A 22,917-nucleotide genomic window follows, 5' to 3' on the forward strand; every position below is an offset into this window, starting at 1 on the left:
TTAATATATAACGAATTATAAACAATCCCTAATGAATAATCAAAAAAAATCTTGAACCCTAATAATATTTTACTTGAATTTGACTCCGGCTATAGAGGATTTCTATCTTTTGGAGCATGAACGCAGAAGTCTTACGCAATGAATTCCCGATGTTGGTCGCAGGCGACAAAGAAGCAAAGCCGCTCGCCTTTTTGGACAGCACCGCCACAACCCAGAAGCCCGCAAGCGTCATCGACGCGATGGACGATTTTTACCGCGAGCACTACAGCTCCGTGAAGCGCGGGGTTTACCGTCTCAGCGCACGCACTACCGAAGCCTTTGAAAAGACCCGCAAAGACGTTGCGAAGTTTATCAACGCAAAATCCGAAGACGAAATCGTCTTTACTCGCGGCACCACCGAAAGCATCAATCTCGTTGCCTGGAGCTACGGACGCAAGTTCTTTGAAGCGGGCGATGAAATTTTAATCAGCGGTTTGGAACACCACGCCAATATCGTAAGCTGGCAGCTCGTCGCCGAAATGAAGGGCGCAAAGATCAAGGTCATTCCCGTCCGCGATGACGGCGATTTGGACTTGAGCAAGCTCCCCGAGCTTCTCACGCCGCGCACCAAAATGGTCGCCGTTGCCCACGTGAGCAACTCCGTAGGCACAGTGAACCCGATTGCAGAAATCATTGCAACCACCCGCAAGCTCGCCCCACAAGCAAAAGTTTTGATAGACGCCGCCCAGAGCTCTAGCCACATCAAGATTGACGTGCAGAAGCTCGACTGCGATTTCCTCGCTTTCAGCGGCCACAAGATGTACGGCCCGACTGGCATCGGCGTTCTTTACGGCGAGTACGACGTGCTCGACAGCATGCCGCCATGGCACGGCGGTGGCGAAATGATTAAGAACGTCACGTTCGAAAAGACGACTTACGCTGACGTCCCGGCTCGCTTTGAAGCTGGCACACCTGCCATTGCCGAAGTCATCGGCCTCGGGAAAGCCATCGAATGGCTGAACAATGTTGGCCTTGACAATATTCGCAAACACGAAGAACAAATCACACAGTATGCTCTGAAGCAGCTCGCCGAAATCCCGCAAGTAAAAGTCCTCGGCAACCCGAAGGAACGCGGAGCGCTTATCAGCATTACGTTGGATGGCATCGCCGTCGGTGATGCAGCCATGATTCTTGACGAAGAAAACGTCGCCGTGCGCAGCGGTCACCATTGCGCGCAACCGGTAATGGACCGTTTTGGCGTAGATGCCACGCTCCGCCTGAGCTTTGGCGTTTACACACTCGAGCGCGACATTGACCGTTTTGTCGCCGGCATCAAGCGCGTCGTCCGTCTGTTCGCCTAAATTCCGCCAGTTTTGCAGGATTCTCATGGGAATTGAAAAAGGCATTTTCAACCGCACATCGCTCCTTCTCGGAGACGATGTTATGGACTGTATCTACCAAAAACGCGTCATCATTTTTGGACTCGGCGGAGTCGGCAGTTGGTGTGCCGAAAGCCTGGTGCGTTCCGGCATCAAGGAACTCGTGCTCGTCGATTCTGACCGCGTGTGCGTCACCAACATAAACCGCCAGCTGATGGCCACCACCAAAACCGTGGGCCAAGTCAAAGTCGAAGTGCTTAAAAACCGCTTGTTAGAAATCAATCCGCACGCAAACGTCATCGCACTGCAGGACATCTACGAAGAAGCGAATACGGACAAGTTCCAGCTAGACACATTCGATTACATCATCGACGCTATCGACAGCCTCGAAAACAAGATGCAGTTGCTTTGGCACGCCACGCACACCAAGGCAACCGTATTCTCGTCGATGGGAGCCGCCCTCAAGATGAACCCCACAAAAATCAAGGTCGCCGAATTCTGGAAGGTTACAGGTTGCCCGCTCGCACGCGCACTTCGCGACAAGTTCAAGCGAAAAAAATTGTGGCTCAAGAAAAAAGTACTTTGCGTTTATAGCGACGAACTCTTGAAAAATCGCGGTCAAAATTCTTCTTGCGGAACCGACGCCTGCATGTGTCCTAAAGTCCGCCAAGAACGCAGTGAAGCGGAACTCAAGAACGCCGAACTTGTCGATCACGAATGGTGTAGCAGCAAGGCTCAAATCAACGGCACCATGGCACATGCCACGGCCATTTTCGGCTTTATGATTGCAGGTCTTGTGATGAACGACATTTATCAGAAAGCGCTAACGCAAGCTGAGTGATTTAACTTGCTCTTGACTTTTTTAACTTAATAAGTTAAATTAAAGTTAAAAGGAGAGAGCATGAGCATCGGCGGAATTACATTTAAGACCATCAACGGCAAGCGTTACGCTTACTATCAATGGACCGAAAACGGCAAGCAGCACAGTCGCCGTGTCAAGGATGATGAATTTGCGGAACTCGCTGCAAAAATTGCGACAGAAAAAGCGAAAAAGAATTCGTCAAGAAACATTCAGCAACTAGTGGTCGCCGAAAACACCGCTCCATATTCAGCAAAACCCGAATTCAAAACCGACATAAAAATTGGAGCACAGCTTACCCGTTTTTTCGAACCCGTCATGAAATGGAAAAAGCGTGAATGGTTCAGCGCGCTCCACGATTACATTTACGGAGAAAACAACGACCGAGTTCTCATCCTATACGGGCTACGTCGCACAGGCAAAACGACGCTCATCCGCCAACTTATTGGCGAAATGTCTGCCGACATGCAACAGAAAACGGCGTTTATTCAGCTGAGCTCTAGACATTCGCTCGCCGACGTCAACCACGACCTGAAACAATTAGAATTGCTTGGTTTTCGTTACGTATTCATTGACGAAGTGACATTGCTAAACGATTTCATCGAAGGTGCCGCATTATTCTCCGATATTTTCGCCGCCGGCGGGATGAAGGTGGTCCTATCGGGAACCGATTCCTTGGGATTCGTTTTTTCCGAAGACGAGCAACTTTATGACCGTTGCATTTTATTGCACACGACATTCATCCCCTATCGGGAATTTGAAAACGTTCTTGGAATTGCAGGCATTGATAAATTTATCGAATTCGGTGGAACGATGAGCATGGGCGGGAGCAACTACAACACAGACAAGTTTACTTTTGCCACACAAAAAAGCGCAAACGATTACGTGGATTCCGCCATTGCACGCAACATCCAACATTCCCTCAAATGCTACCAGCACGAAGGGCACTTCCGCGCATTGCAAGATCTATACAATGCTGGCGAATTAACGAGCGCCATCAATCGCATCGTCGAAGACGTCAACCACAGATTTACCATAGACGTACTGACTAAAAAATTCAAGTCAAGCGATTTGAGAATTTCAGCATCGAATTTGCGTCGCGACAGAAACAAGCCCACCGACATTCTCGACCGCATCGATATCAATGCTTTTACAAAACAACTAAAACATCTTTTGCTCATCAAGGACAAAGCAGAACAATCTGTAGAAATCAGCGAGCCACACCGCATAGAAATCAAGGAATATCTCGACTTACTCGATTTGACTTGCGGCATCGATATTGTCAACATGTCCAACCTGAACGAGCACCGTACACGTACAGTTCTTTCGCAACCAGGACTCCGTTACGCCCAAGCATCAGCACTCATCAAGAGCCTTTTGCTAGACGAGACGTTCAAACAAGTTCCGATTACTGAGCGTATGGCAATCGAGAAACGAATTCTCGATGAAATCCGTGGACGCATGATGGAAGAAATCGTACTCCTGGAAACCAAAATTGCAAAACCCACAAAGCAAGTTTTCCAATTACAGTTTGCCGTCGGAGAATTCGACATGGTGGTATTCGACCCACAAAATGCCTGTTCCGAAATTTACGAAATCAAGCACAGCGACAAAATTGCCAAAGAGCAATGTCGCCATTTGCTTGACCCCAAGAAATGTGCCGAGACGGAATTCCGCTACGGAAAAATCTTAAGCAAGAACGTCATCTACCGCGGAGCAAAAGACCGCTTTGGCGATATTAATTATTTGAATGTAGAAGAGTATCTGAAAGGGCTATAAAATTTACATATAATTATTTTCATTCCAGACGTTTTGCGGGATTAGCATAAAGAGTTTCGGACTTTCGTTCGTTTCTTTTGCAGAGAATTCCACAACACCATTGGTAAAAGCTTTTACCGTTTTTTCTGAGTAAAAATCAGGGTACTTCGAAATCCAAGAAGTCGAATCCCATTCAGAACACGTAAAGCAACTAAGAAATTCGCGGAGCTTGGCGACCGTTACAGGAGATTCCGTGTCTTCGCAGCGATATTCAGCCACGTCGCAATAAAGAACAATATACGGAGAATCCTTTTTGCAACTGTTTACAAGCAGCCGGCAATGTTCCGTAGCAGCGAAATCATCCCATTCTTCGCCCACCTCGTCCTTGAAAACGTCAACATCTTCCCACATAGGGCAATTACCGAGTGCGGCAACAATTCGCTCACTAAGGTCCTTACCTTGCACAACGCAAAACAGGGTTTTTGCTTTTAGAAATTCTTTGATAGTCATGAATCCTCTTTTTTTGAGACTATCAAGAATGTAGATTCAACGGACGACAATTAACGTCGTCCGACATACCAACAGAATTTAATTTGACAACAGCATCAAATCAAAATACATCATGCGAGTATGCAAAGATGCAGACGACTCTATATTCCGATACTGGCACTCCTGTTCTTCAGATGAAAACATGTACCGAAAGCCATTAGCCTCATAAAACGAAAGCGGAATTGGCAGATTGTACGCATCAACCACAAGATAACGACACCCGGTCTTGTTATCAGGATCTACAAACCACTGTTTGATATAGTCAAGCAGCTCACTTCCGACATGCTGTTTTTTAAAAGGAACACCTACGCCAAGTCGGCCAATCAACACAGCAGGATATATCAAATCCCGTTTTTCCCAAGGTAGATTTTTACCAATCTGTTTCTTTCGTGCATTGGGAAGATAGTTTGTAAAAATACTTGCATTAGATACAGTAAAAGCACAAACTACATCTTTTAAGGTAGATGAATCTACAAAAACATAAGTTTTGCCCATCAGTTGTTGGCTATACATGACAGCATCCTTAGAAAAGAACGAATCCAAGTCTTCGTTACCACAAGAAAAAGCATTACAACGATTTAAAACTGATGGAGTCAGAGCCGTGCGAATGCAATTAGATTCTAAAAAGGCCATTTTCCTTCGGCCCTCAGTTTAGCAATTCGTGCAGCATTGCGCATATCAAACCCACTCCACTCAGAATGTTGCCGAGTAAAGTCGATAGATCCGCGGTTACGTTCTGCCTCTTCCGCATTTTTCACGAAAGATTCCGCCACCGCATCCGTCAAAATTGGGATATTGCTAATTGCTAAGGCCATATTTGTTCTCCTAATATACATTTTACCGTTTCGATTTGCAATTCTAAATACCGCCGTTGCCGGAATCCAACTGAATACGAACGTGTTTTTTCTTGACTCATTTAGCCTCCTAGTTTTGAAAAAAAGAAAAAGCATCCGAAATTTTTCGGATGCCTGAGGCCTTTTCTAGGGTCATGCATTAATGTATCAATATTTGAATATAGCGACAAGTGCCGATTTGTAACTTTACTGTAAAATAAATTACAGCCCCAATCTGCGTCCTTGATGGTCATCTTTGTTGGCAATTTCTTCGAGCATGTTCTGCATAATCAGTTCTCGCGTGCGCAAGTCAGCGGGAACGTAGACAAGTTTACGGCGAACATTTTGGAAATCGCTGATAGACACGTTATCGCAAGCAAGAACTTCTCTTGGGCATTTATCCCCAAAAAACGATGTCCATGTTTTCGAAACCTGCTTAGAGTCCATATAGTCAAACGCTAGCTTCAGCTGAAAACGCCGGCGGATCGCCCAATCCAAAACGTTCTCGTAATTCGTGGCTGCAATAAGCATTCCGTTGAACGAATCCATTTGGCATATAAACTCATTTACCAAAGTCACTTCCCAGTGATTTTTTGCATTACCACGATTTTCAAAAAAGCTATCAGCTTCGTCAATGAAGAGAATAGCATCGCTCTGTTCAGCTTCTCTGAACATTTCACGAATGTTGCGTTCCGTATCGCCCACAATTCCGCCAAGGATATCGCTTGCACGTTTCACGAGCAAATCGCGACCAAGAATATCTTGAGCAATATGCTTTGCATAAGCCGACTTCCCCGTTCCCGGAGGACCATACAAAAAGATGTTCAAGTTTTCTCTGCGACCATTCAATGTCGAAGATCGCCATTGCGCATCAAAATTTTTGAGCATCGGAATGACATAGTCAATATTCTTTATATCCCCGCTAGAAATGCGGACACATTCCATATTGTATTCAAATTCTTTCGCCTTCTGCGAGCCCATCGATATGCCCAAAAGTTTGGCATGAGACGACGCAATCTCACGCACCACATTCAACGGGGAAAAATCCGCCGCCTGCATCCGCTGCGCCTGACGCACCGCCAAAGTTATGCTCCCCGCCATCACGGGAATTTCCTTGGCAATATTCTCTATTTCGTCGTTGCACAAAATCGATTCAGCCTGCTGCGCTTTAAGAACAGACTGCCAAATTGCAACACGTTCTTTATTACTGAACGTAAAAAATTCCAGCGAATAGTCAAACCGGCGACGAGTACTATTTTCAATACACGCAATATTATTCGTAATCCAAATAACAGGCGTTTTCAGATTTTCAAAAATGATATTCAGCAAACCTTTCTCCGCCTGATTCAAGACCAAATCAGCTTCGTCCATCAGAATTATGCCACCACACCGCTCACATTCCCAATCAGCAAGCAACATGGAACGCAAACGAGTCTGCAAAAGGGATTCCTTATCCATAGATTCATCGCCCATGCCCACAGCAAGCATAGGGACATTCAACTCCTGAGCAAGCGCTTTCGCAAGTTCCGTTTTTCCCGTCCCTTCACGACCGTAAAAAAGAATATTGAGAGGCGAACCCTTCTGATGAGTTTTCAGCATCTGCAAAACAAAGAACGCCTGCGGATTCGTCTTGACAATTTGCGCATAACCAACGCAAGGTTTTGGCGCAGTTTTCAAATCCATAATCCTTGATATATCCGAAAAACCAGACAGGAAATCGCTTACCTCGCTCGCCAAATACAGTTCACGCCGCTTGATTTTCAAATCTGCATTTCGATTCGTTTCCTCCATACGCACCAGCTGAAACTTGATAAGCGCGCTCTCCTTTGAACAGAGTTCATGCAACGTTTCCGGCTCCAACCCAGCAATCAAAGAAATTCGCCTAAACGATCCCCGTTCGGACGGATCAAAGTAATCAAACATTTTCGAGATCTTTTCAACCTTAAAAAACATGTTATGATGATCGCGCAGCCATAAATACAGCACAAGATCCAAGGCTTCATCCGAAAGATGGAAAAGACGCTTCAATTCAAAAGCCCTCTGCATCGACACATCGCTTTCATCGCATCCGCCAGCAAGCCAGTTTGCGGAACACTCTTGAATTGACCGAGAAAGCAACAGGCGTGTATAAACATCACCATCGCCCCAATGAGCAACAAAGCTCAGGAAATGCTTTGCAAAAATGATTCTTCGGCTTTTATGGAATTCTTCAAGAAGATCCTTCGCCTTGTACCACTTATTCTCAATCTCCGTCGTAATTCCAGTAGGGAGTTCAATGCGTTCACGGGCTTCATACACTCTATCCAAAAAAGTCGCAACGCATTCATCTGTTATATACTTGTCGCAAAAGACCCGACAATCCCCATCTGGATAATACCGCATAAAGCGGCTCCAAAATTCCATAATTTTCAAGTCCATAAAAGTCGGCTGACCGCTCAGAGACTTTTCAGAGACACCTTCTTTACCAAGCATTTTGCGCTTATTTTTAAAGTAATTTTCGATTGTATTTTCGTAATGTAACTGCATGGTTTTAACCTCAATTTTGCACCATGCAATATAAAAGAAACGCACGACAATTAATGTCGTGCGAGATTTTTTAACAAGCCACACAAAATCCTACATGGCTTCATTTGCTTTATTCTCTACTTTCGCCTCATTTACAATTTTTTCAGTTTTTTTGTACACATCATACAAACCATCCACAATTTGTTTATCATCATTTTCATCTATAGATTGTACAATAATACTCCATTTTTCATTCTGTGACAAATCATGAGTCGTTTTTATAACATCTATTTTACCATCAATCAACTTTTTATACAAAGCTTCCCTGGCTCTATCACCATCACCTTGCCATACACTAAGGCTAATATCAAATTTTTTCTTATTAAAACCAGCCTCTATTCCTAATGCGTATTTAGGATTATTTTCTTCAAAACATCCTTTTAGATAAAAATAACGCCTCTTATCCCGAGGATTTATCCAAATCTCTTTCTTCATAAATTCGCAAAAAGTTGCATTTTCCTTTAAGGCAAGAAGATTCTTTATTTTATCAATATGTTGATTATTTTCAACTCTTTGTTTTTCCAAAAAAAGATTTCTGCGTTCAATTAGTTGTTCTATAATTCTATTATTTTCATCATTAAGAAAGAAATCTTTTTCATCTTTAGAAAAATCCGACATATAGCCTCCCTTTCGGTCTAAAAATAAGATAAAATCTGTTAAAACAGGAAGATATTTGGAATTACATTGTGTTAAATAATTACCTAAATTTTGTTTTAACTTTTCTAAAAACTCTCTATAATAAATCGTTTTAAAATTAGGATTTACATTCTCATATTCAGCCTTTTGACATAAAGCAAAAAGAATACACACCGTGTGTAAATCATAACATTCACTTTCATTTTTAACATAATCATAATAATCATTAAAATCATTGTACGCAGGAGCATCAATTTTATTTTCTATACACACTTTTAAGCAATCTGTTGTCAACAGTAAATCAATGCGATTCCCTTTTTCAGTATATATTTCTGTTTCAGCACAAACGCTTCGAGTATGCATGATATTTTTCTTATCAAAATTCTCCACTTCTACTGGATACTTTTCTCGATAAGCATCAAAAAGCGAATTAAAAAAAAGAGTTCTAAACCCATGTGGATTTCTTGAATCAAAGAAAAAAGCGAATATTCTCGAGCATATTTCTTCTAGCCGATTCCACGGATACTCGCACAATTCCAAATAAGTCGGCTCATACATCGGCTTGGGAAGAAAGTTGTTAAACTTGTTAAGAAGTTCTTTAAACTTTTCAAGCTGATTTTCATCTTTTTCCATAAGTAAATCCTCTTAACATTAAATATGATTATATCAGACTAGAAGAATGTAGATTCAACGCACGACAATTAACGTCGTCAGCATACCTCCTTAACTTTTTTGACATTTATTTCCATAGGGCGCAAATCTTCTGAATAATCTCTTCCTGTACTTTTCCCTGTGGATGCGGGACGACAATGCAGCAATGCATTTTTCCAGATTCGCCTACTAGGGTAAATTCGCCCGTAGATTCGTTTTTAGACTTCAATTGACCGCAGGGTTCCCAGCGTTCAAAGAATCGACCAACACCTTTTCCACTTTCGTAGATACCGGTCAAGAAAACGGAAAAACAAGGATCTAAATCATCCATTTCTGCAAGCAGCAATTGAGCACATTCATTAATCTGTTCACTCCTTAAGCCCTGCGTGGTTCCCTGTTTCGCACGGAAATTAATTTTATACAAATCACTCCAATAAAAATCATGGAAAACGTCCGGACCATACGACTCTCCGCGAACTCTTTCAAGAACATGACCGACAACTCGCCAAAAAGGAGAATCATCATAATAATAACCATCCCTAGATTTGAGCCAGTTCAGTTCATCGTATTCGTAATCGGTCACAAGCGGAACCTTGTCTTGCCCAAGACCGTAAGTATCACGACCAACGAACATCGGCAACCCTTTCTTAAAGTGGCTTTGCGGACCAACAAAATGCGTCGGCATAATGCCCAAAGCATCGCTATTGGGCAAAGATTTCGTCTTTTCGTAAAGGATTTTGTAAAGTTGTTTAACTTGTGGCGTCATGGTAGAATTCCCTATTTTAAAATTTCATCAAGGTTTTCTTCAATCAAATTTTTATTCGTTTGAACGAATTCATCATTTTTAAATTTATAAAAGCCTTATTATTTTCATTTGCATCTAGTTTCTAACTAAGCTCTTGAATAGCATCATTCAATTCTTTTACAAGAGTCGTAAAAGAATCAGGAAGTTTATTGTATTCCAAAGCATCTACAAACGAGCTCTCATTTGGAAATAAAGGTATATTATCTGAGTAGAATCTCCATTTCATATTTGAGTCATCAACACGAAAACAACTGCATTTCGTTAAAAGTAGCTTTATTATATCATCATCTAACTGATTCGCATTTTTTCTAAGCAATCCGACTATAAATTTTCCATAATACTCTTTTTGGAACTCAACTGTTAAGAGCCATCGTTCATTGAAAATAATATCAAAACTAGAATACTTTTCCCAAAGTTTTTCTACATTTGAAATTTTAAAATTCAATTCGTTTGCAAACTGCAACAGCCATTCTTTTATTTTATCAGCAAAACACTTTTTTATTTCTAGCTGACATTGCATCATATAAAAGAAAAGTTTTAATTTATCTTCTGTACTTGTAAACTCAGACACCAATTCTCTTTTTTCTTCTTGAATCATACCTTGTCCTGTAAGCTTTAATATTAATTCTCTATATTGATCAATAAGTGAATAAATCCGATATTTTGAATTCGTTTCATCCAAACAACTATTAAGCCACTCTAAAATAAATGTATCATAAGAAATACTTTTATACAGATTATTTGGTAAACCATCAAGGCTTTTTGCAGACGGGTCTTTTCCATCTAAAGTCAAATACAACAATTGTGCTTTAGGATACACATCATGATATTTTGCAAGCTGATTATTTTGATCATCTGCGTAAATTTTATTTTCAATCACAACGCTGTTTTCTTTTTTATCAGTCTCTAAAAAAATGTCAATAAAGCCTTTGCCATATTTTTCAGATTCAACTTTTTTTTCGCACACCACATTACATAAATCGTCATACCTCAAATTTAATCGTTGAAAAAATAATTTTAAATATTTTGACGATTGTTTATGAGAACCTTTGGGATTCAACAACTCAGCAATAAAAGCAGAATGTTTTTTTTCTACATTTTCCAATTTTAGCACTTCAAATACATTGAATAGATCCTTTTCTTTTTTTACATTTTCATATTTTCGTTTAATTGATTCTATTTTCGAAAGCAGATTGGATAATATTTCTGTATTAGCATTCATAGGAATCCCTAAATCAAACTTTTCACAGCCCAAAGCTATTTTTTTTCATCTTTCCTCTTTTTTTTCCACTCTTTATACTTTTTAACCCCCTTTTCAGCGCCTTTTTTGATTCCGAATACAGCAATTAGCGCTTTTACGACTGTAAAAATATCACGTTGAGTAGCCTTATCCATATTTAAACTCCTTCTAGCAACAATTCCTTTTTATAGGCAATTATTTCCTTACTTTGCATTTCCACTGACTTTAACCATTTTGTTGAAGTATCCAATTTCGGCTTAAAATTATCAATCCAATAATTTTCTTTCTTTTCAAACAATCTAAATAAATATTTACCATGCGTTTGACTTCGCATAAGTTCAATTCGATCCTTAGTAAACAATCTCTGAATTTTACAACGAATTCGGTTTGATTCTGCCGCTAACGCAGGAAATTCATTTGATTGTTGCAAAAGCAACAACTTAATTTGCCAGGATTCAAACAGAAAAGGTATATGCTTTATCAACATATCCATATGTTTTTTCGCTTTACCACGACTATCCCTAAATCCTAGATTTTCACATTTTTCAATTTCATCTTCTAATGAGCGAGTAATTTCACTTTCCCCACAACATATCAAATGTAAAGCGTTTGTTATTACTTGCATTTTTCTTTCTGGACTTTCTATATGTTGGGCCAAAAACAACTCATTTTTTGCGGCATCAACTTTTGCAAACCTATCATTCCACTGACCTTTGTATATATCGTCTATAGATTCCTGCATATTTTGCAAAGTTTCCTGAATTGCCGCCATTTGAGAAGATAACGAAGCTAAAGCCATCGCCATTTCGGGATTACCCGTAGGCAAAAAACGCTCTTCTAGATCAACTTGTCCGACAAGTTCATTATTTGTTCCTCGTAAATTTGGAGAAAGAGCATCTCTTGCTGAATTTTTTAACAATTTGGCACCGATCTTCGCCATTTTCATCATTGTTTTTTGAGTGACGCAATAAATTTTTTCTCCTTTATTTTTTTCAGAAAGAAAATTCACAAGATGCGGACCAAAATTTTTCAAAGTATCATAAGCCAAATTTCTAGCTTCTATTGCAATATCTTTTAATGTTTCCGATTGACTATTTTCAATTATCGAAACATCTCCAAGATTTTCATCATTCTCTTGAAGCAATTGCAGCAGTTTATCTTCACAAACCTGCAAAGATTTGTGATTTTCATTTACATTTTCACTCATAAAAACTCCTTCTTAAAAAGAAATATACCCTCGTTTTCAGGAAATAGCTTAAAAACAGATCCGAAATCTTTAATTCACCCTCCCATATTCCAAACGGAACCATTCAACGGTTCCAGTGCAGTATTTTCCTGTTTTTCTCTCATATTTTCCGTAAGTCCTCGCATTTATTCTTTGGTTTTGCCGACCATTCCCAATATAGAACGGGGCCGCGACAATTACAGTCGTCAGCCCTTGGCTTGCATTTTTTTCCCACAAAAAAAGCGTGGAGTTTATGCAATTTACTCAATCGCGGTTCGGCAAAACCTATACGGAATAAACACAAAAACCCACGCCACGAGGCGCGAGTCAGTGCGCTCAGTCTTCCGTATATTCAAAATTTTGCCGATTTCGATTGAAAGCCAAGAGCAGAGCTCAAACTTATGTCAAAAACTTGATTACCTTATGAAAACCTCTTTTTTCAGTAATATAATCAAATTTTCACAAGGCATGCACGCAAAAGCGCGTTTTCTACACTTTTTCAGATCCAAGACTCCACTCTAGTGCGTTTTTTATGTGGATGGTCTTGCCTTTTACAATCTCGTCACGACTTTCGTCGAAGCAAACCAAAGTCAATTCATTGCACTTGAGCACGTCCGAAGCCTGGACCAAGGCCGAGGTTTCGCGATTAAACGCTTTGGTAGAATCAATCTCGTATGCGACTTGCACGAGTTCCTTTGCTTTATCTTGTCTGCAAACAACGAAATCGACTTCTTTAGATTGCGACGACGGCTTATAATAATACACGTCATCGAACTCCTTCGCGGCTCGACGCAACAGTTCGATGTAAACCATGTTTTCAAGTCGCCAGCCTAGATTCTCTTGCGAGAGGGCGTTTTCACGATTGGCAATAAATCCGGTATCAATCACATAAGCCTTGCTGTTACGGAGCCGGACTTTGCTCTTGAACGAATGCTTGCTCAACAGCCCAATCAAGAAAGCCTGTTTAAGATAATCCACGTATTTTATGGCGGTCGTGGTGCTGTTCAGTCCAAAATTCTCAGCCAGGGATTTGTAATTGACCTCTTGGCAAGAATTGTTGATTATGTGGTTCGCGATGGTACGGAGAACTTCGGCATGGCGAATTTTGAATCGACCCGCGATATCCTTTAGTATTATAGAGTTAAATAAACTTTGTATGTAAGCACGTTTGTTGTTAATGTTTTGCAGTTCCGGGAACCCGCCATATTGCAGATATTCAAGGAAGGCCGATTTACGAGCGGCCTCTGCCTTAGTCGTAACATCTTGCAGATTCACCTGATGAAAGGCGCAGTATTCCGCAAACGAAAGCGGATAGAGACGAATTTCATTGTAACGTCCGGTCAGATGCGTCACAAGTTCGCTACTCAGCAGCTTTGCGTTGGAGCCAGTAACAAACACGTGCAATCCCTGTCGCAAAAGACGGTTCACAAACAAATGCCAACCATCGACATTTTGAATTTCATCGAGGAGTATGTACTGGATATCCGTACCGTAGAGTTGATAAAGGCAAAGCAGAAGCGTGTTCAAGTCTTCAACAGAAAGCGACATCAACCGATCGTCATCTAGGTTCGCATAAGCATAGTTGATGCCATGATCTTGCAGCACCTTGTGGCATATCGTCGATTTTCCACTGCGGCGAACACCGATGACCACCTGTGCAAGCGAACTATCCATTTCAAACAGGGCTTCTTCACTACGAGGCACCCAAGAATCACGCCTAGTCGTGATTTCTTCTTTCTGTTCCGCAAGAACCTGTAACAGTTTCTTTTCGTCCATAAAGTACCTCTTAATGGACTAAAATATAGGTTTTTATCCATCAAAATGGACTAAAATACAGAAAATAACCCATCATAATGGACTAAAATATAAAATTTGATATTTTTCGCTCAAAAAAGCCAAATCCACATCACAGAATCAAGTTCACGACGAGCTTGACCATGGTTTCGCGCTCTTCGGGTTTGCTTTCGGCGATGAGCAGCGTGAGTGCGACGAGAGCACCATCGCTCAAAATTTTGGAGCCGTCCACGCGGTAGAGGATTTCGTTGCGGGACATGTACCACAAGAAAATGAATGCGGCTATGCGCTTGTTGCCATCGATAAAGGAATGGTTCTTGACGAGAAGATAGAGGAGCGTTGCGGCTTTCAGCTGTACGGTCGGATAAAGGTCCTTGCCGTCGAAGGTCTGGTAAATTTGTCCGAGAGAACTTTTGAAAGAGGCGTCTTTTTCAACGCCGAAGATGCCGCTGTCGCGGAACTTTTCCTTGAGCACAGCGATAGCGTCCACAGCGAGTTCGTATGTTATGGCACCTTTCGTTTCGGCGTAGTCGCCTGCCTTGGGGATTTCAAGTTGTTGATGGTCGTACCGGTCCAGCGTTTCGAGGGCCGTTCTAAAGTCGCTGATGACGTTTGCAATTTCAAGTTTTTCGTTTTTATCCATGACGTACTCCTTTTGTAGGGGAACGTCAAGAATATAGAATGACGATGCGACAATTACTGTCGCTTAGATTACTTGATTCTATCGCTGCAGAATTCCTGGCGGCCGCATTTTTCGCAGTGGGCACCCATCCAGAGCGTGTCGAATTGCTCGATGGCGGGTTCGACGATTTGCGGGTCGTTCGTGAGGATTCCCGCTTCGAAGTTGCGACGGAGGGAACTTTTCATGCCGATGCCTGCGCCGGTCAAATTTGCGGAGCCGATGTAGGCGGTTTCAAGGTCGAATATCATCATCTTGAAATGCACTCGCGGACACATGACGCGTTCAAGGTCGGTCGCGAGAATCTTATAGCGGTCGAAATCTTCGCGGAAGTTCGGGCCGGGTTCCTTGGCGTGAATGAGCCGCACACCTACGCCGCGCTTGAGGAGTCCTGCGAGTTGTCCGAGCAGCGGGATTGATTCGCCGTTCTGTTTCACATAAACATCCTTGATGTCGGCGGTACCGATCCAGAGCGTTTCGTGGACTGTTGCGATACGGGAAATCACTTCGGAATAGTGTTCTTCGTTTTGGATGTACTTGGTAAACGTGGACATAGAAAGAAATATAGTATTGTCGCACGACAATAAATGTCGTCGGATTTATATATATTGAAAATACAAGATGGCGATGCCGGAACGGAGTCCGGCATGACAAGGAAAGAGGTTTTTATGGAAAATCCGGGTCGCGGCGAACGCATGGTGCGAATTTTTGTGTACCTGATGGCACACTATAACAATCGTTATAGCGTTACGGACATCATGCAGCATTTGGATATTCCCGCAAATGAATTGCGAAGCGTGCAGCGCGATATGCAGGCCTTGACAAATCTTGAAAGCCGTTACATCCAACGCATTACTGACAGTGGCAAGACTTATTACCAGGCGGCGCTTGAACGTGCGAACAAGCTCGTATTCCCAGAGTTTGGCGACATGGTTTTGCATTTCGTCTTTTTGCAGCGCATCGCAAACTTGTACCCGGCAACAGCTAGCCTTATCGATGACCTCACCAAGAGAATCACGCAGGATTTGCCCGCGAAGCAGCAAGATGTTTTGAAGAGCTATTCAAAAGAATTGAGCGGGCGCATTCTCTTTATGGGGACTCCGCCCAATTACGACGAAGACGTGAGCAAGCACCTGCCGACCATTCTTAACGCGATTCGTCAAAAACGGAAAGTACAGATAAAATATACAGACAATTGGGGAACGCCATCGGATAAGCCACGCATTCCGCTGATGGTCGCCATAAGTCATGGAGACATTTATATCGGTTGCGTTTCGCAGCACCACCCCGACAAAACTTACGCGTTAAAATTGCAACGCATCGAGTCGGTAAAATTGCTGAAGGAAACTTTTGAAGAAGACCCGAAGGTTGTTGAATCACTGCGCAAGCGCATCCGCACGGGATCTTTGCTTTTGGGCGAACAGAATCCGCAAGAGGAAAAGGTCGTCATTTACTTCCCGAAATACGCCAAGAACTTTTTGAAGGAACGTCCGTACCACCGCTCCATGGAAATGGAAGACGCGCCAGGCGACGAGATCCGCGTAACGATGAAGGTCGAGGTGAACGAGCTGCTCAAGCAGTGGATTATGTATTATGGGAACATCGCGACGGTTGAACAGCCGAAAAAGTTGAGGCAGATGATACTGGAAACGGCAAAAAAGCTGGTGGAAAAGTACGAAAAGTAAGGAAAATCCACTCGTTATTACCAAAATTACGGTCTTGTTATAGCTTTTATTTATATATAAGTAACTTTTCTAGAAAAATTTTATAATTCACCCTACTTTCCTATTGGACTAGTAGGGTTTTGTTTTTAAATTATGCACATCAAACGAACGAGGCACCCCGAAAGGGAAAAGCCTGGAGGATTTCGCTATGCGATGTCGAATGTGTAACCAAGCTGAAGGCGGGCGGGCCTAATACCGCCAAAATTTAACGCTCAGGATTGAGCAAAACTATTAACTATCGCGTCGCCCGACGCCAACAGTAACAAAACGTTCGGGCGAACGCGAAAATTTCGCGCCAAGCGCACAAAAGGATTTAAATAATATGACGACTCAGAATAAGCTCCATTTCGAAACTCTTCAGCTCCACGTTGGTCAGGAACAGGCAGACCCGGCAACCGATTCCCGAGCAGTTCCTATATACCAGACCACCTCTTACGTGTTCCACAGCGCTCAGCACGCTTCTGACCGTTTCCATCTGAAGGATGCAGGCAACATTTACGGCCGCCTCACCAACACCACGCAGGACGTTTTTGAAAAGCGCATCGCTGCTCTCGAAGGCGGTATCGCAGGTCTCGCAGTCGCTTCCGGTGCAGCAGCTCTTACTTATGCCATCACGGCTCTCGCTCGCAAGGGTGACCACGTGGTCGCACAGCGCTCCATCTACGGCGGCACCTACAACCTCTTGGAACATACGCTTTCCAAGTTCGGCATTGAAACGACTTTCGTCGACATCCACAACCTCAAGGAAGTCGAAAACTCTATCAAGTCCAACACCAAGCTCATCTTCATTGAAACGCTCGGCAACCCGAACTCCGACATCCCGGATATCGAGGCCATCTCCGAACTCGCTCACAAGAACAAGATTCCGGTCGTGATCGACAACACCTTCGGTACTCCGTACTTGATTCGTCCGCTCGAACACGGTGCTGATATCGTCGTGCATTCTGCAACGAAGTTCATCGGCGGTCACGGTACGACTCTCGGCGGCGTGATTGTTGACGGTGGCAAGTTTGATTGGGCTGCATCTGGCAAGTTCCCGCAGTTCACCGAAACGAACCCGAGCTACGGTGTGCCTTTCACCGCAGCAGCTGGCGCAGCAGCTTACATCGTTTACATCCGCGCTATCCTTCTCCGTGACGAAGGTGCAGCAATTTCCCCGTTCAACGCATTCCTTCTCTTGCAGGGCACTGAAACGCTTTCGCTCCGTCTTGACCGTCATGTGGAAAACACCAAGAAGGTTCTCGAATTCCTCTCGAAGCACCCGAAGGTCGCTAAGGTCAACCACCCGAGCTTTGCAGATCATCCGCAGCACGCTCTCTACCAGAAGTACTTCCCGAACGGTGCAGGTTCCATCTTCACATTCGATGTGAAGGGCGGCCAGGCAGAAGCCTTCAAGTTCATCGACGGGCTCAAGATTTTCAGCTTGCTCGCTAACGTTGCCGACGTGAAGAGCCTCGTTGTTCACCCGTATACAACGACCCACTCCGAACTCACTCCGGCTGAACTTGCCGAAGCTGGTATCTCTCCTGCAACGATCCGTCTCTCTATCGGTACGGAACACTACGAAGACATCATCAACGACCTCGCACAGGCTCTTGACCAGATTTAATTATAAATAACAAAAGGATTCTACCATGTCAAAAATTTACGCATCTGCTGACCAACTTATCGGTCATACCCCGCTCCTCGAACTTTCCCACATCGAAAAGGAAAACAATCTCCAGGCTAAGATTGTGGCAAAGCTTGAATATTTCAACCCGGCTGGATCTGTCAAGGATCGTATTGCCAAGGCAATGATCGACGATGCCGAAGCTTCAGGCAAGCTTAAGCCGGGTTCCGTGATTATCGAACCGACTTCTGGTAACACTGGTATCGGTCTTGCTTCCGTCGCAGCGGCTCGCGGCTACCGCATCATCATCGTGATGCCGGAAACCATGAGTGTTGAACGTCGCCAGCTCATCAAGGCTTACGGTGCAGAAATTGTTCTCACTGAAGGCGCTAAGGGCATGAAGGGCGCTATCGCTCGTGCAACGGAACTCTCTCAGGAAATTCCGAACAGCTTTATCCCGGGTCAGTTCGTGAACCCGGCAAACCCAGCCGCCCACAAGGCAACGACGGGTCCGGAAATTTGGGAAGACACGGATGGCAAGGTTGACATTTTCGTCGCAGGCGTAGGTACTGGTGGAACGGTCACGGGTGTCGGTGAATACCTCAAGTCCCAAAATCCGAATGTGAAGGTTGTCGCAGTTGAACCGGAATCTTCTCCGGTGCTTTCCAAGGGCACGGCTGGTCCGCACAAGATCCAGGGTATTGGCGCAGGCTTTGTTCCGGATACTTTGAACACCTCCGTCTATGACGAAGTGCTCCCGGTCAAGAACGAAGACGCATTTGCCGCAGGGAAGGCAATTGCCAAGGCAGAAGGCATCCTCGTGGGTATCTCTTCTGGCGCTGCTTTGCATGCCGCAATCGAACTTGCAAAGCGTCCGGAAAACAAGGGCAAGACGATTGTCGCACTCCTCCCGGATAGCGGTGACCGTTACCTCTCCACTCCGCTCTTCGCTGACTAATTGATTTAAGGTTTGGTAAGTGCCTCGCAGTTCCATTCGCTACGCGGTAGAAACCATCCTCTCAACAAAAGTTTATTGAATGCAAACGCTAGAAGGTTCCATTCGCCTCTCTAGCGTTTATTTGTGTTTTATACAACGCATTGTCATCCCGGCCTTGTGCCGGGATCACCAATTTTCAAAAAGAACGGTTTTAACATGTCACAAAAAAAGCGTGTCGCTGTAGGATTGTCGGGCGGTGTGGACTCCGCCCTTTCGGCGTATTTACTGAAAAAGCAAGGTTACGAAGTTGTCGGCATGACGATGGCGACGTGGGACGACTCCGTGAAAATGCCTGCAGTCGAAGGTCGCGAAGGCTGTTACGGTCCGAGCGAAGACAAGAATATCGAAGAGGCAAAACTCGTTGCCGAACGTCTCGGGATTCCGCATTACGTTGTTCCGGTTGCCGAAGATTACAAGCGTGAAGTACTCGACTATTTCCGTGCGGAATACCGCGCAGGGCGAACGCCGAATCCATGCGTCCGTTGCAATCAGAGCATCAAGTTTGGAGCGCTACAGCATGCGGCACGCAAGCTCGGGATTGATTTCGATTACTTTGCGACGGGGCATTACGCGCGACTCGATTTCAAGAATCCTGATGTTCCGTTCTTGTACGAAGCATTGGACGAGCATAAAGACCAGACGTACTTTTTATCAAGACTCTCGGCAGAGCAACTTTCCACTGTGATTTTCCCGCTCGGCGGAATGCAGAAAGCAGACGTGAAAGCGCTCGCCAAGGAAATCGGCTGGGACGATTTTGCAACAAAGCGCGAAAGCCAGGACTTTATCGAGTGCGGCGATTACTCGGTGCTATTTGACGAGAGCGATAACGTTCCCGGAGATTTTATCGATGTGAACGGAAAAGTTCTCGGGAAGCATAAGGGCATTGTGCATTACACGATCGGGCAACGTAAGGGGCTCAACATCGGCGGGCAAGCGGAACCGCTTTACGTTGTGGCGATTGATGCACACCACAATCAGGTGATTTTAGGTCCGCGAAGCGCTTTGAGCTGTACCGAAGTTTCTGCTGTCGACTTGAACTTGATGGTTTCAGAGACTTCCCCACTTTTGAAGGAGCCGCTCACGGCACACATTCGTCTCGGACATAAAGGCGCAACAGCCAGAATTACGGCTTTGGACACTGCGGCCGGCACAATCAGCGTGAAATTTGACGAACCGCAATTCGCATCGGCACCGGGTCAAGTGCTAGTGCTCTACGCAGACAAAGGCGTGGTCGCCAGCGCGATCATCGGGAAGTAAAGGGCGAGAAACGCCCTTTTTATTTCCCTCGAATTTGTTCTTCTGTAAGATTGAAGCGTCGAACAAGAATCTCCATAGGAACATTGTCTTTGTATAGCCCTCTTGCTGTATTAATCTTTTCTTCTTCGACTTTATTCAACTTATCACGTTCTTTGGCTAATTTTTCCTCGAATTGTTGACGTTCTTCAGTCATTTGCAGGCGTTCTTCTGTAATCTGCTGACGTTCTTCAGCCATTTGCAGGCGTTCTTCTGTAATCTGCTGACGTTCTTCAGCCATTTGCAGTCGCTCTTCCGTCATTTGCTGACGCTCTTCTGCCAATTGCTGGCGGAAATAGTCACCTATGCTTACGAAACCGTATTTCTGTCCGATGCTTACGAACGCCATGTTCAGCTCCTTTAGGAAGTCTTTACCTAAATACTCCATTAAATATATACTTGTTTTTTCAAGCAGACAAGAGGCCTCGTTTCGTGGCATTTTATCCAGGAATTTACAGAACTGAGGCAACAGTTCCAGCAGCTTGTCTTTGTTGAACGCATGCTTTAGCGCGATTATCCCCATGCCGGTTGCAGTATTTTCGCAGGCGAGGCAATCACTGTCGGGAATATCTGCCATATTCACGAACGTACACTGGAACGGGAGCACTTTCCCGCGAAAATAATCGGGATAGGACTTTTCTAGAATCTTGAGAGGATTCCAGTTGTCACGTCCGTTGTAGAATATTATCGCCATTGTCGGGATTCCGCTGAATATCCTGTTCTTGTCCTGAATTTTCATGACGGAATGAATGTATTTGGAGATTTGGTCGAAGATTATGGGATCGCGTCCGGACTTGTGTTCCAGCAGGATTCCGACGAGAATCGGAGCGCCCGTCGAGACGTTCACACGGAACGCGAGGTCCGCTTCGCCAGTGTCATCAACTTCTGAATAGGAATCTGGAATACGCATGAGCGTATCAAGATTGATCTGAGTCAGGAAAGCGTCAATCTCGTGGTTAATTTTCCCAGCAAGTTCAAGCAAGCAGCGCGCGTGTGTTGTATCGGCAAATAGCCAGCGAAAGTATGCGTCGTGTTTTCGTTTAGTAACCTTATTTTCGTTTTCCATTTATTCAGTGGAACCAGTTGTTTAAAGCGAGCTGGTACGCAATCTCATATAGCAAAGGATATAGAAAACGATCTAGCAAAAAGTTCTTGAAAACAATTTGCGTTATCAAGAACGGATGTGCTTAATTTAACAAACTCATTCCGGGAAAACAAGGGAAATTTTGCTTTCGGTTCATTTTGCAAACAATTGGTTGCATTTGCGTTTTTTTTACAAATTAAAGGCAACATTTGACAGAAAAAAAATTCCAATAACGCAAAAATCCTACCCGATTGGGTAAGATTTTTCACTTTGAGATAGTTGGCAATAAAAGTTTTTAAATGGAGTAGTCTTTTTCCATCATGCCGTAGTCGATGAGAATTTGTTCCAATCGGTCCTGCGTCATCGGCGTCGGGATGGTAAAGAGCTCGTTTTCGTCGATGTTCTTTGCAAGTTCGCGGTAGACGTTGGCTTGGTTGCAGTTCGGTTCGAAATCAATCACGGTCTTCTTGCGGATTTCTGCCTGCTGCACGATGTTGTTGCGCGGCACGTACTGGATGAGCTGCGTATTGAGTTCCTTGGTGAATGCACGGAGCAAGTCAAGTTCGTTATCGACGTTACGGCTGTTGCAGATAATACCGCCGAGTCGCACTTCACCGCGTTCAGCGTACTTGGCAATACCCTTACAGATGTTGTTTGCAGCGTAGAGGGCCATCATTTCGCCGGAAGCAACGATGTAGATTTCCTTCGCCTTGCCTTCACGAATCGGCATGGCGAAACCACCGCACACAACGTCACCGAGCACGTCGTAGAAAACGTAGTCGAGATCTTCGGTGTAAGCACCGAGCTGTTCAAGCATGCTGATGGAAGTGATGATACCGCGGCCAGCGCAACCCACGCCCGGTTCCGGGCCACCGGATTCCACGCAGCGAACGCCCTTGAAGCCAACCTTTTCAAGGTCAGAGAGCTGGATTTCGGTCTTGTTATCGCGAATGGTATCGAGCACAGTCTTCTGATGGAGACCACCGAGCAAGAGTCGAGTAGAGTCAGCCTTCGGGTCGCAACCGACAACGAGCACGTGCTTGCCCTGTTCCACAAGGCCTGCGGTCAAGTTCTGAGTCGTAGTAGATTTACCGATGCCGCCCTTACCATAGATAGCGATTTGACGTAATTTCTTTGACATATTATAAGTGTCTCCTTAGGATTTTCCTATAGGAACGCTAGGCAAGAACAAGTTTAGAATTTGCGTCTACCCTTTTCAATACTTTTTTAGCCCATTTCGTCACAATTATTCTTTTTT

At 44.1% G+C, this 22,917-nt stretch carries 21 protein-coding genes; 7 read left to right on the forward strand and 14 right to left on the reverse strand.

What is annotated here, in order from left to right; all coding sequences use genetic code 11:
- Window positions 1–116 precede the first annotated feature (116 nt).
- From FSU_RS07165 to FSU_RS07175, 3 genes are read left to right on the forward strand one after another with little or no spacing between them, the layout of a single operon-like run.
- Window positions 117–1,340 carry an aminotransferase class V-fold PLP-dependent enzyme gene (locus tag FSU_RS07165; protein WP_014545793.1) on the forward strand — a complete coding sequence of 408 codons (1,224 nt, stop codon included), beginning with the start codon at window positions 117–119 and terminating at the stop codon, window positions 1,338–1,340.
- Window positions 1,341–1,365: 25 nt separating this feature from the next.
- Window positions 1,366–2,199: a tRNA threonylcarbamoyladenosine dehydratase gene (locus tag FSU_RS07170; protein WP_014545794.1), complete on the forward strand. Its 834-nt coding sequence runs from the start codon at window positions 1,366–1,368 to the stop codon at window positions 2,197–2,199.
- Between the two features lie 60 nt (window positions 2,200–2,259).
- Entirely contained in the window at window positions 2,260–3,996 is a 1,737-nt protein-coding gene (locus FSU_RS07175; protein WP_015731906.1) for an AAA family ATPase, read from the forward strand.
- 3 nt (window positions 3,997–3,999) lie between these two features.
- Here FSU_RS07175 and FSU_RS07180 read toward each other — a convergent pair whose 3' ends face one another.
- The 12 genes from FSU_RS07180 to FSU_RS07230 form a co-directional block, all read right to left on the reverse strand.
- Window positions 4,000–4,485 (reverse strand): hypothetical protein, encoded by a 486-nt coding sequence (locus FSU_RS07180; protein WP_014545795.1) that lies wholly within the window; start codon window positions 4,483–4,485, stop codon window positions 4,000–4,002.
- 78 nt (window positions 4,486–4,563) lie between these two features.
- Window positions 4,564–5,157 (reverse strand): N-acetyltransferase, encoded by a 594-nt coding sequence (locus FSU_RS07185; protein ID WP_014545796.1) that lies wholly within the window; start codon window positions 5,155–5,157, stop codon window positions 4,564–4,566.
- Window positions 5,145–5,339 carry a hypothetical protein gene (locus FSU_RS16295; protein WP_015731907.1) on the reverse strand — a complete coding sequence of 65 codons (195 nt, stop codon included), beginning with the start codon at window positions 5,337–5,339 and terminating at the stop codon, window positions 5,145–5,147. The genes FSU_RS07185 and FSU_RS16295 overlap by 13 nt, the downstream gene beginning before the upstream one ends.
- A 240-nt stretch (window positions 5,340–5,579) precedes the next feature.
- Entirely contained in the window at window positions 5,580–7,883 is a 2,304-nt protein-coding gene (locus tag FSU_RS07195) for an AAA family ATPase (RefSeq protein ID WP_015731908.1), read from the reverse strand.
- Window positions 7,884–7,973: 90 nt separating this feature from the next.
- Complete coding sequence (locus tag FSU_RS07200; protein ID WP_014545797.1) at window positions 7,974–9,191, reverse strand: PD-(D/E)XK nuclease family protein; 1,218 nt, start codon at window positions 9,189–9,191, stop codon at window positions 7,974–7,976.
- Window positions 9,192–9,297: 106 nt separating this feature from the next.
- The gene (locus FSU_RS07205) at window positions 9,298–9,975 is read right to left on the reverse strand and encodes a hypothetical protein (RefSeq protein ID WP_014545798.1); all 678 of its coding nucleotides are present in this window, start codon (window positions 9,973–9,975) and stop codon (window positions 9,298–9,300) included.
- Window positions 9,976–10,096: 121 nt separating this feature from the next.
- Window positions 10,097–11,236 (reverse strand): PDDEXK-like family protein, encoded by a 1,140-nt coding sequence (locus tag FSU_RS07210; protein ID WP_014545799.1) that lies wholly within the window; start codon window positions 11,234–11,236, stop codon window positions 10,097–10,099.
- A 35-nt stretch (window positions 11,237–11,271) separates the two neighbouring features.
- Window positions 11,272–11,409: a hypothetical protein gene (locus FSU_RS16420; RefSeq protein ID WP_014545800.1), complete on the reverse strand. Its 138-nt coding sequence runs from the start codon at window positions 11,407–11,409 to the stop codon at window positions 11,272–11,274.
- Between the two features lie 2 nt (window positions 11,410–11,411).
- Window positions 11,412–12,461 carry a hypothetical protein gene (locus FSU_RS07215; RefSeq protein ID WP_014545801.1) on the reverse strand — a complete coding sequence of 350 codons (1,050 nt, stop codon included), beginning with the start codon at window positions 12,459–12,461 and terminating at the stop codon, window positions 11,412–11,414.
- A gap of 507 nt (window positions 12,462–12,968) precedes the next feature.
- Window positions 12,969–14,255 (reverse strand): ATP-binding protein, encoded by a 1,287-nt coding sequence (locus FSU_RS07220; RefSeq protein ID WP_014545802.1) that lies wholly within the window; start codon window positions 14,253–14,255, stop codon window positions 12,969–12,971.
- A gap of 130 nt (window positions 14,256–14,385) precedes the next feature.
- Window positions 14,386–14,916 carry a type II toxin-antitoxin system death-on-curing family toxin gene (locus FSU_RS07225; RefSeq protein ID WP_014545803.1) on the reverse strand — a complete coding sequence of 177 codons (531 nt, stop codon included), beginning with the start codon at window positions 14,914–14,916 and terminating at the stop codon, window positions 14,386–14,388.
- A 68-nt stretch (window positions 14,917–14,984) separates the two neighbouring features.
- Window positions 14,985–15,506, reverse strand: coding sequence for a phospholipase D-like domain-containing protein (locus FSU_RS07230; RefSeq protein WP_015731909.1), 522 nt, complete (start codon window positions 15,504–15,506; stop codon window positions 14,985–14,987).
- Window positions 15,507–15,599: 93 nt separating this feature from the next.
- On the opposite strand from FSU_RS07230, the gene FSU_RS07235 reads away from it, so the two are divergent.
- From FSU_RS07235 to mnmA, 4 genes are all read left to right on the forward strand, one after another.
- Complete coding sequence (locus FSU_RS07235) at window positions 15,600–16,637, forward strand: helix-turn-helix transcriptional regulator (protein ID WP_014545805.1); 1,038 nt, start codon at window positions 15,600–15,602, stop codon at window positions 16,635–16,637.
- Between the two features lie 361 nt (window positions 16,638–16,998).
- Entirely contained in the window at window positions 16,999–18,285 is a 1,287-nt protein-coding gene (locus tag FSU_RS07240) for an O-acetylhomoserine aminocarboxypropyltransferase/cysteine synthase family protein (RefSeq protein WP_014545806.1), read from the forward strand.
- Window positions 18,286–18,310: 25 nt separating this feature from the next.
- Complete coding sequence (gene cysK, locus FSU_RS07245; protein ID WP_014545807.1) at window positions 18,311–19,243, forward strand: cysteine synthase A; 933 nt, start codon at window positions 18,311–18,313, stop codon at window positions 19,241–19,243.
- A gap of 195 nt (window positions 19,244–19,438) precedes the next feature.
- The gene (mnmA, locus tag FSU_RS07250) at window positions 19,439–20,539 is read left to right on the forward strand and encodes a tRNA 2-thiouridine(34) synthase MnmA (RefSeq protein WP_015731911.1); all 1,101 of its coding nucleotides are present in this window, start codon (window positions 19,439–19,441) and stop codon (window positions 20,537–20,539) included.
- 19 nt (window positions 20,540–20,558) lie between these two features.
- On the opposite strand, the gene FSU_RS07255 is transcribed toward mnmA, so the two are convergent.
- Together FSU_RS07255 and nifH are read right to left on the reverse strand one after the other, a co-directional pair.
- Entirely contained in the window at window positions 20,559–21,641 is a 1,083-nt protein-coding gene (locus tag FSU_RS07255) for an Rpn family recombination-promoting nuclease/putative transposase (protein ID WP_014545809.1), read from the reverse strand.
- A gap of 313 nt (window positions 21,642–21,954) precedes the next feature.
- Window positions 21,955–22,800 (reverse strand): nitrogenase iron protein, encoded by an 846-nt coding sequence (gene nifH / locus FSU_RS07260; RefSeq protein WP_014545810.1) that lies wholly within the window; start codon window positions 22,798–22,800, stop codon window positions 21,955–21,957.
- Window positions 22,801–22,917 lie beyond the last annotated feature (117 nt).

This window comes from Fibrobacter succinogenes subsp. succinogenes S85 (genome assembly GCF_000146505.1).
Classification (GTDB): Bacteria; Fibrobacterota; Fibrobacteria; order Fibrobacterales; family Fibrobacteraceae; genus Fibrobacter; species Fibrobacter succinogenes.